Source organism: Microbulbifer maximicatervae (SeqCode) (assembly GCF_052467615.1).
The window spans coordinates 1,953,176-1,969,535 of the sequence record NZ_CP174319.1 but is presented as its reverse complement, the minus strand read 5'-3'; the positions used below and the strand labels follow the sequence as shown (position 1 = coordinate 1,969,535).

General features: G+C 46.5%; 11 protein-coding genes. 2 read left to right on the top strand and 9 right to left on the bottom strand.

All coding sequences use genetic code 11. The features are described from left to right. Positions 1 to 20: 20 nt before the first annotated feature. A complete protein-coding gene (locus tag ACJJIM_RS08875; protein WP_444913025.1) occupies positions 21 to 941 on the bottom strand; it encodes a LysR family transcriptional regulator in 921 nt (306 codons plus the stop codon). A 113-nt stretch (positions 942 to 1,054) separates the two neighbouring features. On the opposite strand from ACJJIM_RS08875, the gene ACJJIM_RS08870 reads away from it, so the two are divergent. Next, entirely contained in the window at positions 1,055 to 1,648 is a 594-nt protein-coding gene (locus ACJJIM_RS08870; RefSeq protein ID WP_413665747.1) for an FMN-dependent NADH-azoreductase, read from the top strand. A 99-nt stretch (positions 1,649 to 1,747) separates the two neighbouring features. Here the strand turns inward: ACJJIM_RS08870 and ACJJIM_RS08865 are convergent, their stop codons facing one another. From ACJJIM_RS08865 to ACJJIM_RS08840, 6 genes are all read right to left on the bottom strand, one after another. Continuing rightward, positions 1,748 to 3,412, bottom strand: coding sequence for a hypothetical protein (locus ACJJIM_RS08865; RefSeq protein WP_413665746.1), 1,665 nt, complete (start codon positions 3,410 to 3,412; stop codon positions 1,748 to 1,750). A gap of 148 nt (positions 3,413 to 3,560) precedes the next feature. Beyond that, positions 3,561 to 4,334: a hypothetical protein gene (locus tag ACJJIM_RS08860; RefSeq protein ID WP_444913024.1), complete on the bottom strand. Its 774-nt coding sequence runs from the start codon at positions 4,332 to 4,334 to the stop codon at positions 3,561 to 3,563. Between the two features lie 171 nt (positions 4,335 to 4,505). Next, positions 4,506 to 5,258 (bottom strand): class I SAM-dependent methyltransferase, encoded by a 753-nt coding sequence (locus tag ACJJIM_RS08855; RefSeq protein ID WP_413665744.1) that lies wholly within the window; start codon positions 5,256 to 5,258, stop codon positions 4,506 to 4,508. Positions 5,259 to 5,729: 471 nt separating this feature from the next. Beyond that, a complete protein-coding gene (locus ACJJIM_RS08850; protein WP_413665743.1) occupies positions 5,730 to 6,098 on the bottom strand; it encodes a hypothetical protein in 369 nt (122 codons plus the stop codon). Between the two features lie 411 nt (positions 6,099 to 6,509). Then, positions 6,510 to 9,692: an efflux RND transporter permease subunit gene (locus tag ACJJIM_RS08845; RefSeq protein ID WP_444913023.1), complete on the bottom strand. Its 3,183-nt coding sequence runs from the start codon at positions 9,690 to 9,692 to the stop codon at positions 6,510 to 6,512. Between the two features lie 11 nt (positions 9,693 to 9,703). Next, positions 9,704 to 10,888 (bottom strand): efflux RND transporter periplasmic adaptor subunit, encoded by a 1,185-nt coding sequence (locus ACJJIM_RS08840; protein ID WP_444913022.1) that lies wholly within the window; start codon positions 10,886 to 10,888, stop codon positions 9,704 to 9,706. A gap of 272 nt (positions 10,889 to 11,160) precedes the next feature. Between ACJJIM_RS08840 and ACJJIM_RS08835 the strand changes: the two genes are divergently transcribed. Beyond that, positions 11,161 to 11,823, top strand: a complete 663-nt coding sequence (locus ACJJIM_RS08835; RefSeq protein ID WP_413665740.1) for a TetR family transcriptional regulator — start codon at positions 11,161 to 11,163, stop codon at positions 11,821 to 11,823. Positions 11,824 to 11,998: 175 nt separating this feature from the next. On the opposite strand, the gene ACJJIM_RS08830 is transcribed toward ACJJIM_RS08835, so the two are convergent. Both ACJJIM_RS08830 and ACJJIM_RS08825 read right to left on the bottom strand, forming a co-directional pair. Then, positions 11,999 to 13,099, bottom strand: coding sequence for a SagB/ThcOx family dehydrogenase (locus tag ACJJIM_RS08830; protein ID WP_444913021.1), 1,101 nt, complete (start codon positions 13,097 to 13,099; stop codon positions 11,999 to 12,001). A gap of 423 nt (positions 13,100 to 13,522) precedes the next feature. Then, positions 13,523 to 16,279 (bottom strand): TonB-dependent receptor, encoded by a 2,757-nt coding sequence (locus tag ACJJIM_RS08825; protein ID WP_444913020.1) that lies wholly within the window; start codon positions 16,277 to 16,279, stop codon positions 13,523 to 13,525. Between the last annotated feature and the right edge of the window lie 81 nt (positions 16,280 to 16,360).

The following is a 16,360-nucleotide window of genomic DNA, read 5'->3' as shown; positions in this document are numbered from 1 at the left end:
CCGACCGACCTGGTTCTTACTTAAGAACTCTCCGGGGAAGACAGATCCTGCAAACGCTCCCTGATAATAGTTGCCAATCTCAGTGCGCCGGGGCCGATATCATCCCGGTTAGGAAAGATCAGATACATAGGGACCTCTCTTTTACCTCCTCCTTCAAGGGGCAACAGTTTTAGACTTCCCTCAATAAGCTCATTAAGAATTTTATCTTCCGGTAACCAAGAAAAACCGTACCCCTGACAGGCGGCTCTGATCAAAGAAGACATGCTGCTTAGCGTCCATCGCTTAGCGACGTCAACCGTAAGCGTTTTATTTCCGCGCTGGGGGTTAGTATCCCGAACCACCAAATGCCGGTGATTACGGAGATCTTTCATTGTCAACGGGCGATCCAACTTATGTAGGGGATGGCTGGGGTGCGCCACGGGAACAAGCCGGGCAGGAACCGGTAGTAACTCACCGTTGTAGCCCTGGGGGATTCTAGGACTGATCGCAAAATCGACCCGCCCTTCATTTAAAGCCTCCAAAGCACCACTGATCACCATTTCATGGACTTCAATACGGGTCTGGGGGCTCTCTTCACCAAATAGCGCAAGGCAGTCCAGTAGCAACCATATTGGGAATAGCACCTCCACAGAAATCGCAATCTGGGACTCCCACCCAGCAGACGCCCGGCCAGCGGCCTGCTCTATTGCAGAGGCATCCTCCAGCAATTGCTTTGCATGCCGGTAAAGCATCTCACCAGCGGCAGTCAGAATCGCCTTGCGTCCACTAATCGTGAAAACCGCTACTGCCAGTAATGATTCCAACTTCTGCACTGAATAGCTTACCGACGACTGACTCTTGTGCAGAAGCTCGGCGGCCTTTGCATACCCTCCCCCTTCAACTACCGCTATCAAGCAACGCCACTGCTCAAGAGTGATCTTTGGGTTTGCTAATTGTGTCAATTGTTGGCTCATGATCGAATTTTTAGATAGAAATAAGCAAATAATTCTAATTTTTAATCAATTTAATGAATGTTTCAATAGCTTCATACAAAGTTAGTTACGAGGAAGCAGTCATGGCAAAGGTACTCAACATTAAGTCCAGCCTCTTTCAAGAGAACGGCCAGTCATCTCAACTTACGGACAATTTCATAGCGAGCTGGAAGGCTAATAACCCGGATGATGAAATCATCCATCGTGACTTGGTATCCGAGCCTGTACCTCATCTGAGCCTGGAGCACTTTCAAGCCCACAACACGCCAGCTGATAGCCGTTCAAACAAGCAAAGTGAAATTGCAGAACTTTCGGACAAGCTGATAGAGGAGATATCATCGGCAGATCTGCTGGTGCTAGGTATCCCGATGTATAACTTCAACGTCCCGTCTAATTTGCACACCTACTTCGACTTTATTGCACGTGCCGGGGTAACATTCCGATATACCGAAAACGGCCCTGAGGGCTTATTAAGGAACAAAAAAGCCGTCGTTTTAATTTCACGAGGTGGTGTTTATGGTGATGATCATCCCCAAAGTAATTATCTTCGACAGTTCCTTGGGTTTATTGGCATTACTGATGTGGAGTTTGTCTATGCTGAAGGCTTGGCAATGGGAGATGAAGCAAAGGAGAAGGCGTTGGCCACGGCAAAAGAGCGTATTGCTGAGCTAGTGTGAAACGTGACTTGGGGGGGCAGATTCCCCCCCCTCTGCCTCAATCAGAAAAAATAGCCCGCTACGTTGTTAAAGCTGAACATAGCAAGTCAGTATCAACTTTCACCAGCTTGACTCATCAACGAAAGGCAGATCTCTTTCTTTTTTTATAGTGCCAATTCTCTCCTTCATTTCGGTATAGCTAGATATCTCTTCTAGGGCATTCTCCTCGGCGTGACCGGCTTTTTGCTCCACCGTGCCGGTTAGAACCTGGCTCCCTTCCTCAATTTTAGAAAGCTTCAAATTTTCCATAAAGCTCCAAAGGGGGGATTTGGCGAGCTTCCCAGATTTCCTGGTATGAGAGTGATACCACCCATCTAAACCGAACTGATCATCGTTGTAGGCGACGTGAAGGAAATGTTTGGTTGACAAGCAGGTATAAAGATCAATTTTTCCATAATCGTCATATCCAACTTTGTACCAAGTCCTCTCATTAATCTTGAACCCTTGAGTATTATCACCTTTCGAGTGGGGAATGAGCATACCAAGAATAAACTGCTTGAATTGGTCCCCATCAGGAAGATAGTGGATTCGAAGCATAGCTGGATCACATAACTGAATCACTCGTACATCAAAGAAAACGGTCCCAATAGTTAAAGCGCAATCCTCCCCAAACTTGACGCTGCATTGAGCCATAATCTGATGAAAATTAAACCATACGTATGAACTTTCATCCTCCCACCGAGCCTCATCACCATTAAACCTCGGGTAACTTTCATCATCTTGTATAGGCGTAGTATAAGGGGCACCACCATTGCCCGCTTGAGCTTGTAGATTCCTTTTTCCAGAAAATGAGAGATGCCAATCACCTAGGTCGTAGTGGTGCACCGGCGCTCTATCAAATGGCAGCCAATGGATATCATCAACTTGCAATATAATTGGGAGATCTAAATCTAGTAAGTCCGCACTATCCACCCCTCTTGGCCACTCTTCTTCAATCCTGGCGGTATCGTTCTGTAGAGTGCTGGCTTCTACTTGTAAACTTTCATCGGCACTAGAGAGTTCCAAACATTGCATAAAACTCCACAAGGGAAGTTTACTTACTTGCAAAGCTTTTTTACTAGGCATATGGTACGGTGGCCAGAATTGGTTAACTATATATGCAACATGAAGAAGATGCTTATCTGACAGGGGGGTGTACAAGTTAAAACAGCAATTTAAGTTTCGATTCCCATCAATAATTTCATACCAATTCCGCCCATTGATTTCGTGCTCTTGGATTTCATCCATGTTACCCGCACTAAAGCAACCTAGATGCCCCATACTCAGTAGCAGGTCTTGCTTGTCACTATGCTGCTTGAAAATATACGATTTCAACTGGCTATGATCAGAAATATCGATCGTTCCAGGCTTGGCCGGTTTTCGTATCTGGATTACTCGGATATCCAGGGCAATAGTTCCTATCGTCCAAGCTTCATTCCATTCAGGTCCTAAACTAGCAATCGCCGCAATAGGATGAAGCCTAAACCAAATATAAGGACTCTCATCATCCCATTGAGGCTCCGTATCATTGAACTTTGAATAACTTTCTTCACTGTGAATAGGAGTATAACGTGAGGTATATCTAGAGTTCTCACCAGGTTGCGCTCTCGATTCTCCATAAAATGATAAATGCCAGCCACCTAAATCATACTGATATTTCTCTGAGGAACTAAATGGACAGCAATATATGTCATCTATCTGCTCAATGATCGGGAATCTTAAGTCCAGAGAATTTACATCAAACATATTCAGTTCCAGCAAGTTCTAAATTCGCTTAACCCTGCTTACACAAGTAGAGTCTCTATCACTATCTCAAATAGATTTTTTATTATAACTTTTTATTCAGCAGAACCTATCTATCGAGAAAGCATCAATAGGCATCCAACCTCTACCTCTAAGGTATAGACTTTATCACAGGGAAGTCCTTCTTCACTTTGGACAGTTTCAGGTTATCCATAAAATCCCACAAAGGGGATTTGCTGATTCGTAAAGCTTTTTTACTTGGGGTATGGTACGGTGGCCAGAAGTGGCTCGGTTCGTAGGTAATTTGTAAGAGGTGTCTGTCTGACAACTGGGTATATAAATTAAAGCGCCAATTTAGATTTCGGCTTCCATCAACAACTTCATACCAGCTTCTCCCCTTAATCTTGTGCTCTTGTATCTCATCCAAACCCCATGCAGTAAAGGAATCGTGATAACCCTTTTCCAGCAATTTATCACAGCTTTCATTATGCATTTTGAAAATAAACTGCTTTAGTTGATTATGGTCAGAAACATTAAAAAGCCTAGATTGAGTTGACTCCCCTACCTGAATTACCCGGAAATCAAAGGAAGCAGCTCCAACAATCATAAAATCAGCCAACCCCACTTTCACACTACAGATCGTTGAGAGCGGGTATAGGCAAAACGAGATATAAGAAAACTCCCTCCCCCACTGAGACTTCATTTTATCGCGCCTGGAATAACTATGGCTCTCATCGATAAGGGTAGCAACTGGCGCATACTTGCTGTTGTCAAAGACTTTTTGCCGTCTCTGCCCGAAAAATGAAAGGCTCCAGCCTCCCAAAAAATATTGAAATGATGATGCCCTACGAAATGGAAGCCAATATATGCCTTTAACTTGTTCGATAAGGGGATAACATAAGTCTAAAGGATTCATGTCGGCCACAATTATCTCCCACCACTGTTAGTTTTATTTCTATATTCTCGACTACATGACAGTACTTGCTCGTAGAACTAAGATTTTTAATAATCCAGATCTTTCAACCCTTTACCTCTGAAATGGTCTGTTCTTCTCTCTAAGGCACCAGTAGCAATGCTTGCAAATCCTGCCGCCTCTTTACACCTTTTTGAAATAGAGTGAAACCCCAAGCGCACCACCATGATCCGTGAAATCCAGATAGCAATTTGACATAGCCTCCCTTTGAACCAGAGAAAGTAACCTATTTAAATCATAGTTATTCATCTGCATTCTTGGAGCCATAAAAGGATCGCCTTTAAGAAGGTTAAGGATATTCCCTGAAAAAGGCACAGTACTGCTCAAAAATGAAGTCAACCTTTTCAGTTTTGAAGTTTTGGTGTATGAAAAATGGGCAACGCAAACCCCACCCGATTCTAACTTATCAAGCAGAAGACGAAACAGTCTTTGCCCTTTTTTAACAGGAATATGTTGAAACACTATAAAGGAGTGTATGAAGTTGAATTTCCCTTGAGCAAGAGAAAGCTTCTCATCAGCTTTCACAAATTCAATATTCTTTAAGCCTTGCTCATGACTATTTTTTCTAGCCTCCATAAGCATCGAATCAGATATATCAACACCTGTAACATCTTCAGCAATATACGCTAAAGGGATCGCTACTCTTCCAACTCCACAGCCAAAATCAAGCGCCCTTTTGACGACAAAGCCATCATCTACATGCCGTTTCACTTTTGTCAGTATATTGTGAACATGGCTTTGTCCCGTTTTAAAGAAATCTTGCTTTGCGCTATCTGTTAAGTTTTCCTTCCTAAATTTTTCTTCGGTTAGAACACCGTAATAAGCATCTTCTTTGCCAAACTTTTCCCACTCTTTGTCAGAGTCAGCAATAAACATCGACATTCTCCCGCTACTACCTCACTCACTCCAAATCTAAGGCCATTTGAAATAAGCAATTCCATTTCACCACGAATACGAGACGATTGTATCAAGAAATGTCTTTCCAAAACGAATATTTATAGGGTACCGGTGTACCACTTCCATCCTCAAGGAACTCAAAGCATATTGACGTCTTTGGTAAGTCAGCTTCATTCAGGTTAAGTATTTCTTACAGAGACCCCAATCCTGTTTAGCTGCAACTTGATTCCACAATATATGGTTGATAGATAAGTATAAGCAACCCACCAAGGCACTGCATTTTGCCAACTGAACTATCAGAAATAATGAGCTTTTACTAAACGAATAGAGTTGCCTTCTCGATATAATTCAATGCGTTGAGCCCCTGCAACTTTAATTAGGGGCTATAAGTTTGAGACGGTTATCACATAAAAGGATATTTGTTTTTGAAATGTAGTAAAAAGGCTATTGTTAGCTATTCACCGCATCATCCATATACTTCACTGCCTCTCCTATAGAAATAGTGAACACGCCAGCATTGCCATTAATATACTCTCGTTTCCATGAATTGTAGCCGTCCTCATAATCAGGTATCTCACACTCCCCCATTAGTTCAGATATGCTTGCCCCTAGTGCCTCAATTGAAAACGGCATATGAGTAATTTCCTCAATGACCTCTCCACTATTAGGGTTATAAATTTTAATGCCTGAAATCTGAGCATGTACCACCATTGAATCGTCCTTAGACTCTTCAATTTTTAATATGATAACCCGCGAATTCTCCTCGCCCTCTCGATTATCATATTTCCACACTTGACCTTCTTTAACTTTTAAATCCATCCCGACTCTTCACTTTAAATTATCTGCTAATAACATTTATGCAATATCGGTGGCCCCATAGAAGTAATAATCTATGAACGTCCATATCAGGCTTCTATACTGCACTCTATCTAGCTTGGAAGTGAGGCTAAATCATGTATGGATAGCTACTCACCTTGCCTGGGATTAGCATTTTGACTCCAAACACTATTCGGCTTCTTGATTTAAATCATTGCTAATGCTTCATTACTTCAGCGAATAATTTAAAACGATCACATGTTGGCGGAGCTGGAACTAAAGAGGTTCACTTTGTATCTTGAGACTGGCAGTAGCACCCTATTCAGGGATCTTGTGACTTATGGGGGGCCAGAAAGTAAAAAGCCAGGCCCATTAACCTGGCCTGGCTTTATTTACTTTATAGTTAAAGCTCTGTTAAAGCGCTTCGGCCGCTTCTACTCTCTCACTTTTTTCTGACGAGATGTCTTGTTTAGCCAGCTCCACTTCCTGCTTTTGCACTCTCTTGCCAAACAACCGCTGCACCACAACAAAGAACAGTGGGATAAAGAAGATTCCCAGTAGAGTTCCAACAATCATGCCGCCGAACACACCGGTACCGATTGCCCTTTGGGCACCTGAGCCAGCTCCGGTTGCTATGGCTAAGGGCAACACCCCCAAACCAAAAGCGAGAGATGTCATTAAGATCGGGCGTAACCTGTCCCGTACAGCTCGCATCGTGGCATCCACCAACTCCATACCGTCTTCCAGGTTCTGTTTGGCAAACTCCACAATCAGGATGGCATTTTTACTGGTTAGCCCCACTGTAGTCAGCATCGCCACTTGGAAGTAAATGTCGCGCTCCATGCCCCTTAGGCTATTGGCCAGTACCGCACCCAGGATTCCCAAAGGAGCCATCAATAGTACTGCTGTCGGCACTGTCCAGCTTTCATAGAGAGCAGCCAAACACAAGAACACAATCAAAAGGGACAAGGTATACAGCAATGGGGTTTGTGCTCCAGCAGAGCGCTCTTGATATGAAAGACCACTCCACTCCATACCAATACCAGCGGGTAGCTGCGCCACTAGACGCTCAACCTCTTCCATTGCCTCACCAGAGCTGACTCCGGGTGCAGCCTGCCCATTAACCTGCATTGAGGGAACGCCGTTATAGCGCTCCAAGCGGGGGGAACCGTACTCCCAGCCAAAACTGGCAAAGGATGATAGCGGTACCATATCGCCCTTATCGTTACGCACTGACCATAACTGGAAGTCTTCCGGGACCATCCTAAAGGGAGCATCAGCCTGCATATACACTCGTTTTACCCGCCCGCGATCGATAAAGTCATCAATATATGAACCGCCCCATGCTGTACTCAAGGCGCTGTTAATATCGTCGATAGACAACCCAAGCGCAGCGGCTTTTGCATTATCAATTTTTACTCGGAATTGTGGTGTATCCTCTTGGCCATTGGGGCGAACATTAGCTAAAAGTTCACTCTGCCCGGCCATTCCCAGAAACTGGTTCCTGGCTGCAGTTAAAGCCTCATGACCCAAACTGCCATTATCCTGAAGATAGAAGTTGAAACCACCAGAAGAACCCAGCTCGGGAAGTGGCGGAGGTGCAAAAGCGAAAGCCATCGCATCTTTAATTTGCATCAAGGCACCCATCGCCCGCATGGCGACAGACCCAGCGCTCTGAGACTCTTCTTCGCGCTGGGACCAATCTTCCAAATTTACAAAAGCAATACCGGTATTTTGCCCGCTACCGGCAAAGCTGAACCCTTGTACCGAGAATACTGATTTCACGATACCCTGCTCATTGTTCAGGAACTGGTCCTCTACTTTTCGGATAGAGTTCATAGTGCGCTCCTGGGTTGCCCCCACTGGCGCCTGCACCATGGAGAACAGCACACCCTGATCCTCATCCGGCAGGAACGAGCTGGGCAACCGTAGGAATAGGAAGGCCATGACTGCGGAAAGCGCAACAAACAACAGCATAAAGCGACCGCTGCGCTTCAAAATACCTTGCACTCCACCTTGATAGCGCTTGCTACCTCGATCAAAGTTGCGATTGAACCAGCCAAAAAAGCCCTTCTCCCCATGCCCCTCCCCTTTGGATATTGGTTTCAGCAAGGTCGCACAAAGCGCTGGTGTCAGGATAATCGCCACCAACACTGACAACGCCATAGCGGCAACAATCGTGGCGGAGAACTGACGGTAGATCACGCCGGTGGCGCCATCCATAAATGCCATAGGCACAAACACTGCCGACAAAACTACGCCAATGCCAATCAGTGCCGCAGTAATCTGGTGCATCGACTTCTTAGTGGCTTCTTTAGGGGAGAGCCCTTCCTCCCGCATCACCCGCTCGACATTTTCCACCACCACAATGGCATCATCCACAAGCAGGCCAATTGCAAGCACCATGGCAAACATCGTGAGCATATTGACTGAGAATCCCAGCGAAGCAAGCACGGCAAAAGTACCCATTAGCACCACTGGTACCGCAATCGTCGGAATCAACGTGGCACGGAAGTTCTGAAGAAACAGATACATCACCAGAAACACCAGGACGATCGCTTCAATCAAGGTAGAGATAACACCCTTAATAGATGCCTCAACAAACGGTGTCGTATCGAATGGTACTACCGAAGTCAGGCCTCGGGGAAAGTAAGCCTCCAGCTCCTTCAACTTGGCTTTCACCCCATCAGCAGTTTCCAGGGCATTGGCCCCAGTCGCCAAGTTAATAGCGATGCCGGTTGCAGGCTGGCGATTGTAACGGGAAATAAACTCATAATTCTCCGCACCTAGCTCAACTCGAGCAATATCTCCCAGGCGCAAGAGCGAGCCATCGTCATTGGCTCTGACGATAATATCCCGGAACTCCTCAGGGGTTTGCAAACGTTCCTGGGAAGTAATTGCCGCATTTAGCTGTTGCCCTGGAATAGAGGGGGCAGCACCGAGGCTTCCGACCGTAACTTGTGCATTTTGGGCCCGCACTGCGTCGGTAACATCACCAGGGGTAAGTTCATAGGTAGTGAGCTTATTGGGATCGAGCCAGATCCGCATCGCGTACTTGGAACCAAATACCTGCACATTGCCCACGCCTGGTACCCGGCTGATCGGGTCAACAATGGCCGAATTGATATAGTCAGCAATATCATTGCGGTTCATACTGCCGTCTTCAGACACAAAGCCGGCAACCATTAGGAAGCCACCTCGAGACTTACTAACATTTACTCCTTGTACCTGGACCTCCTGTGGCAGCAGCGGCATCGCCAGTTGCACTTTGTTTTGCACTTGGACCTGGGCCGTATCCGGGTCAGTTCCATTCTCGAAAGTTAAAGAGATTGAAACGCCACCGTTGGATTGACTGGTGGCGGACATATAAAGGAGACCATCGAGGCCCTTCATGTTGCGTTCAAGGATTTGAGTAACCGAATCCTCAACCACCTTGGCGGAAGCGCCCGGGTAATTTGCCTCAATATTGATCGACGGTGGCGCGATATTTGGATAGCGCTCAACTGCCAGCTCGCCGATAGACAACACACCTGCCAGTATCGTGATAATTGCCAGCACCCAGGCAAAGATGGGCCGATTGATAAAAAAACTTGCCATAACCCCTACCCTTAAGACCCCTGCTGTGCGGGCGCTTTGCCAGCCTGTTGATCGCCTTCAGCCGCCGGCAGCTGCTCATTTTCGCGCTCGCTGGCCTGTACCGGGGCTCCCGGGCGAATTTTCTGCAGCCCGGCAACTACGACCCGGTCCCCGGCCTCGAGCCCATCTTCCACTAGCCAGCGATTGCCAATCGTACGACTAACCCGCACAGATCGCTGGGCAACCACATTTTCCTCATTAACAACCATGGCTGAGGTGTTGCCCTTAGGGTCCCGCGCGATTCCCTGTTGAGGTACCAAAATTGCGTCTTCACGGACACCACTACCGACAATTGCGCGCACATACATACCCGGCAACAGCATGGTATCCGGGTTTGGAACAACTACTCGCAACAACACACTGCCCGTTGAGGGGTCGACACTAGCTTCGGCAAACTCTAGCTTGCCCTGGTGTTCAAATTTGCTGCCATCTTCTAATAGGATTGTCACAGGTAGATGAGTGGCGTCGGCCAATGTGCCCGCTTGAAGCGCTCGGCGGAGGCTAACAAGTTCAGCTGCCGACTGGGTAACCTCAACATAGATCGGATCTAGTTGCTGCACAGTAGCCAAAGTTCCGGCCTGATTGGCCGTTACCAGAGCGCCTTGAGTAACTGTAGATTTGCCAATTCGGCCTGTAATCGGAGAGGTGACCCGCGCATATTCCAACTGGATTTCCGCCCTGTGCAGCTCCGCCTGAGCTGCGGCTACATCGGCTCGGGCCTCCTGAAGATCGGCTTCCGCAGCATCATTTTCCTGCGTGCTGACAGCACCATTCCCCACCAGGTTCGCGGTGCGCTCGGCTTTGAGGCGAGCAATGTTCATAGCCGCCTTTGCGCCTTGCAAACTTGCTCTGGAACTATCGACGTCAGCACGATAAAGAGCGTCATCTAGCTGGTAAAGCGGCTGATTTGCACTAACTTGGCCGCCTTCACGGAACAATTGGCGTTTTATGATGCCATTAACCTGCGGGCGAACCTCGGCCACTTTAAAGGGTGAAGTCCGGCCCGGCAGCTCCCTGGTAAGAGTGACGGATTCCGACTGAAGTGTGACTACGGTCACTTGGGGGGCCATTCCCGGTGGAGCCGAAGCTTCCTCGTTACATCCCGCCAACAATGCGGAAGCGACCAAAAGGCTGGTGAGAGCTCGGGCTTTTAACATGGTTACCTCTAAAAATGACTGCGCAGACAAAATACTGGCAGTTAGCGGAATTTTTAAGTGACAAGGAAATCTGAGTAAAGTAGCGTGGCATTTTATGAGTACGTAGGAAACAGGATCAACTGTTCATAATCGTGCAATTTTCATCTAACATGCACTTTCACCCAGTATATTCAGGGGTTTGCACATAAAATCCCTTTGCACACTTGCGGTTAAATGCTGCAAAAATGAGCCAGAGTGAAACTAATAATTGATTAAAGAAGCCGCTGTTCCCTATGACCAAACGCAGAAATGAGCAAATTTTAACCACTCGTGAGCGTATATTAAACGCCGCGCTCAATGTGTTTCATGAATATGGAGTGTGTCGCCCTTCCCTTTCCGAGGTCGCAAAGCTGGCTGGAGTTAGTTGCGGTGCTGTTACCGACCACTTTCACAGCAAAACCGGTTTGCTACTCGCTCTGACAGAACGCATGGTACTACCCGGCGAACAACTTTGTCATAACGCCGGCGAGCAACTCAACGCCAATCCCCTCGGTACACTGCGAACCCGCTGGGTGTGGCTGTTTCAGGAAATTGCTTGTAACCCAGAGTGGCAGCAAGTACTTGAGATTATCTTCCATCCCTGCGAAGAAAAGGTTACCGAGAACAATGAAGCCCACTTGCGTATGAAGCAAGGGCGCACCCGCGGGCTTGAGCGAATGGCACAACTAATTGCCCTCGCAGTATCCGAGCGCCAACTGCCCGAAGATCTTGATACAGACCTCGCGATGCAGATGTTACACGGTGGCCTGTTCGGTGTGATTGAAACTTGGCTCTTATCCTCAAGAATTGAAGATATCGGCGAACTCGGTGAACGCTATATCGACTCTCTAATCGATATGATCCGCTTCTCCCCCACCATGCGCTTAAGTTCACGGTTGGTCCACACCCTGCACTAACGCACCTTATCAATGTCGGTGGGGCATACTCCCTTACAGTGCTCGCCTCACCATAGATACCTTTTCTCTTTCACTGTTTATAGGAAAGCCCCCACTCGTTATCTTGACCCTTAAATCATTGGTTACAGCGAAGTCAAAGCGCTCTTATCTAACAAAAACACTTAACTATTACCCATTAAACCAATTTTGTTGAATCAGAAGGCAAGTACTCAACAGGAAAACAAGCATGTTCTCCCTCACCAATAGCCATAAAGAAGACCATGGCACTGTCTTTATCCAACTTCAGCAGACTCTCAAACTCTTCATCGTAAAAAGCGCCCGCTATAAATACGTCTTGCTTAAGAGAGTGTGCATAGAGAAATATATTCTCAGATAGATGGCCGGCTTCAAGGTAAGCCATCCGATAGATACGGGAATGACGATACTTGGACCAGAACCGATTAAATTTGCAGACAAAGCAAATATTAACTGCGGCACCCTCGGCATAGGGCTGACCGACCAGCAAGCGGCGGATCTTATCATGGCTAACAGGACCTCCGACTTTGGTCAATCCATGATCAATTGGATTGTAAAGGTAAATACCAGGATCAATCCCCTGTACCGAATGCACTATCAGGTAAATATCTGTAGCTTGTAAGGCGCCGCCAGCAGGGCTGCTGCGAAAATATCCAAAATAATTTATTTTGTCTGAGTGGGCCTTATAAAACTTTTCAACAAACGGAGAAGTACGAAATTTTACACAATGAAAAAGTATTTTTTCCAAAAGCTCACGTTTTAAAGTGGTACCCGGTACAAATTTTCGTGAAGAAAACCGGGTCCCAAACACAGACTCCAACTGATTGGTGGTAGGAAAGCTATTCAGTGGAATATCCACTTCTGGATAATTGTACTTGCCTTTAGCCTTTTCCGGCACCTGTTTACAGTAGTCAACATACTGTCCTACCCAAGATACCCTGGGATCTTCACTAGCCCCTTCTTTGCCCTCAGTCGAGGGCGGTAACGAAAGCTTGGTGCCATAATGGTAAAACCAGGATAGTACATCCCAACCCCATTGTTTCCGAGCTAAATCACCACTGATGAAGGCTCCATTACTTTGAAGGAAATCTGCTGCCTTAGTTTCTCCTGTCTGCACATCGGAATAAAATTTATCCAGAATATTTATGAGGGTTTCTTTATCCAAAGCCCACTGATCGTGATGAACAACATCCCACAAGATGACTTCATTTTCACTGAAATAGAGAAAGAAATTATCTAATAAAGCAGCGCCTTTCATCATCGCTTAACCATCATATTTACTAGAACTGGTAAAAAAACTAGAAAGGCAGAATCGATAAATTCTTGATTTGTCTGTATTAGCCCTGAGTGAGACGTCCCTCATTTTCAAGGGCCATCTCACTTTTTGTGAAAAACTACCTTCTATTAACAGGTAGTGTAGACTGTGACACAAACTCCCAGAGCATAGGGTGTTGCGTCTTCTATATATACCCTTTTCATGATAAATCCCTCCATTCAAACTACTTTAAATTACTCCTTCAACTGAGTACTAGTATAAAATGCACACATTTCCTAGATCGAATTGATATATGAGAGCTAATAAAATACTCAATTGCGCCTAAACTGAGTACGCTGATATGAAATTAAAAATTTACAGAAAGGTGCGGACACGTCCCTGTGTCCGCGTGACTGGGTAGCAATGAGGTTAGAAACTATATGTCAGCCCCATATAAGCTCGTCGGCCTGAATATGAGGAGCCCCAGACCCTGTTTTCCTCACCCCAATATCTATCCACCTTCTCTTCGGTAAGGTTGATTATTGAGGCGGTCAACGTCAGGTTATCCATCAAGCGATAAGATGCATTAACATCCAACTGATCGTATTCATCAGTGAAAGTGTTCATGCCATTGTGGAATCCGTCTGCATAGTCACTGCGATAATTGTAAGAAGCGCGAATGCTAAAGTCGATATTTTCATAGTAAAGGGATAGGTTGTACTGGTCCTTTGAAGTGCCGGCAATTTCTGTTTTGGTTTTGATACCTTCAGAGTCAATCTCAGCTAGCTCCGTATCTGTGAAGGTATAGTTTGCATAGACTCCAAAGCCATTATCAAAGGCATACTGAACAAACAGTTCTACACCTTGTGCGGTAGCATCAGTGCCATTGACCGGCATAGACATAGACACTGCCCGGGTAACACCATCGATATCCCTTGTCACCATAGAACTGCCGTTGATTACAAACGAAGCAATATCTTTTCTGAACAAGGTCAGTCCTGCAGCAGAGGCATCATCGAAATACCACTCCAGCCCCAAATCAAACTGATCAGCTTTATAAGGCTCCAATTCAGAGTTGCCTGCATACCCTTGACTGACTGTTGAGCCGGGCAAAGGAGCGTGGATCACTTCAGAACCACCGAGATTATCGTATTCCACTCTCGCTACGACTCTAGCGAGAGCTGCGCGCATAACCAGTTCATCGGAGATATCCCAAGCGATATTAGCACTAGGTAAAATATCAGTATTGCTGCTGTCACGAATATTGGGTTCGTCCTGTAACACCCCATCAATATTGTCGTAGGTGCTCGCATACTGCTTGGTCTGGACTGCTCGAATACCAAAGTTTCCGCGCAGGACTGCCGAGGCAAAATTCTGCTGTACATAAGCAGCCGTAATTTCCTCACCAACCCGGTAAACCTGATTTTTCTCGACGATTACCGTAGGGTCACCATAGGTTGCGTATAGAAACTCTTTTAACTTATCAAACTCCAGATAAGCGAAATTTGGCACATTCACACCGCCGATAATATTATCGAGAGGGCCGTTTGAAAGGATATCGATTGTGTCGGGCACACCATCGGGGTCAGTGTGGAATGAATCACTTGGCCACCAGGGGTAACAAGCTCCATCAACATCACCCCAGTTAATCGTTGGACAGGGAGGATTATCATCATCCCAGGATTGTTTGGTGATGCGGCGGTTTATCTCATGGTCCCGGTACTTAACCCCAACATCCAGGGAGGTAAGCCAGGCATAATCCATATCGATGGAAACGTCCAGCTGGTAGTAACTCTCCTCGTCCTCGCTGCTGGTCCAATGGGATGAGAACCAGTCATATAAAGGATAAGTGTTGGGATCTCCCAGATCTGCACTGGTATCAATTTCAGCAGTACCACTGCTGAGATCCCAGCTCCAATCGGTTGCAGTGCCATAACGGGAATTGACTGATGCAAACAATTTCTCAGAGGGGCCGCCCTCTGCACTGGTATTACCGACTACCAACCGAGCACTATATCCATCTCCCTCGTAACTGATATTGAAATCCAGCGTATCCGAAATATATTCCGCTCGAGTGTAGTCACCAGCTACCTGTGGAGACTGTAACTCTGCCTGGCCCCGATCGAGCATACCAATGCCGAGAAGAGTATCACCATCTTCATCAAACTTGAGACTGCCCGGCGCTATTGCATCCCCGTAGTTCCACTCAGGAAATACGATACGATAATTCTCTGAGTTGCCGCCCAGCTCAAAGCGGAAATAATTGACACCAAATTCCAGCTGTTCTACCGGACGCCATTGGGCACTTAGCTGCATGCCATCCCGGGTCCGTTCCTCTTCCAATACACTACCGACAACGGCTCGCGGCGCATAGAAATCCCGGTATTCATTACCGTCGATATCCACCATCGGCCCCCTGGCCTCTACGCCAGTCTGGGGGGACTCATCTCCCTGCCAACCCCAGTTTTCTACCGAGGTGCTAATTACCCGGTTCTGACGATCCTGCTTTGAGTATCCAAACAATACGCCAAAGGTTTCCTGATCATTTTTCCATGAGTAAAAACCGGTGTACTGAGGTTCGTACTCCCCAGTAACATCAGCATAAGTACTCTCAATGGATAACATGCCCTCCCCGGAATCCAGGTCCAGTGGCTTGCGGGTGTGTAAAATTACAGTACCACCTATCCCGCCTTCATCCAGTTTTGCTTCTGGACTTTTATACACATCCGCTCGGGAGATCATCGCTGAAGGTAGCAATGCGTAGGAAAATGATCGGGATGGATCATCGCCGGGAGTGGCTATATAGTTTCCGTTTAGCTGGGTAAAAGTGAGCTCAGGTGCAGTTCCTCGGATACTTACCTCGGCACCCTCGCCGCCGCTTCGAACGATGGATACTCCCGGAACCCTCTGCAAAGAGTCTGCAACATTCTTATCGGGGAATTTACCCATATTTTCAGCGGTGATTGAGTCTACCACCGCATTGGAAAAACGCTTTACATCGAGATTTTTCTCCATGCTCCGGCGAATACCCAATACCTCTACCTCCTCCAGCACCAGACTCTCTGTATCAGATTCACTGGTGCTCTGGGCATTTGCCATACCGACAACACTGCACAACACTAGAACACTTACGGACGTCCGCAATAGATCTAGCTGGCGATTTGTATTTAAGGGTATTTCTCTCATTGCTCAAATTTCTCTTTTATTATTTTTTTCTAGCTTTCCGTTCACCCTAAAAGCCCGACATATCATTTGCCGGGCCACCGG

Coding starts and splice junctions, on each gene's coding strand:
- ACJJIM_RS08870 (WP_413665747.1), top strand. CDS start 1,055: ATGGCAAAGGTACTCAACATTAAGTCCAGCCTCTTTCAAGAGAACGGC.
- ACJJIM_RS08865 (WP_413665746.1), bottom strand. CDS start 3,412: ATGTTTGATGTAAATTCTCTGGACTTAAGATTCCCGATCATTGAGCAG.
- ACJJIM_RS08855 (WP_413665744.1), bottom strand. CDS start 5,258: ATGTTTATTGCTGACTCTGACAAAGAGTGGGAAAAGTTTGGCAAAGAA.
- ACJJIM_RS08850 (WP_413665743.1), bottom strand. CDS start 6,098: ATGGATTTAAAAGTTAAAGAAGGTCAAGTGTGGAAATATGATAATCGA.
- ACJJIM_RS08845 (WP_444913023.1), bottom strand. CDS start 9,692: ATGGCAAGTTTTTTTATCAATCGGCCCATCTTTGCCTGGGTGCTGGCA.
- ACJJIM_RS08840 (WP_444913022.1), bottom strand. CDS start 10,888: ATGTTAAAAGCCCGAGCTCTCACCAGCCTTTTGGTCGCTTCCGCATTG.
- ACJJIM_RS08835 (WP_413665740.1), top strand. CDS start 11,161: ATGACCAAACGCAGAAATGAGCAAATTTTAACCACTCGTGAGCGTATA.
- ACJJIM_RS08830 (WP_444913021.1), bottom strand. CDS start 13,099: ATGATGAAAGGCGCTGCTTTATTAGATAATTTCTTTCTCTATTTCAGT.
- ACJJIM_RS08825 (WP_444913020.1), bottom strand. CDS start 16,279: ATGAGAGAAATACCCTTAAATACAAATCGCCAGCTAGATCTATTGCGG.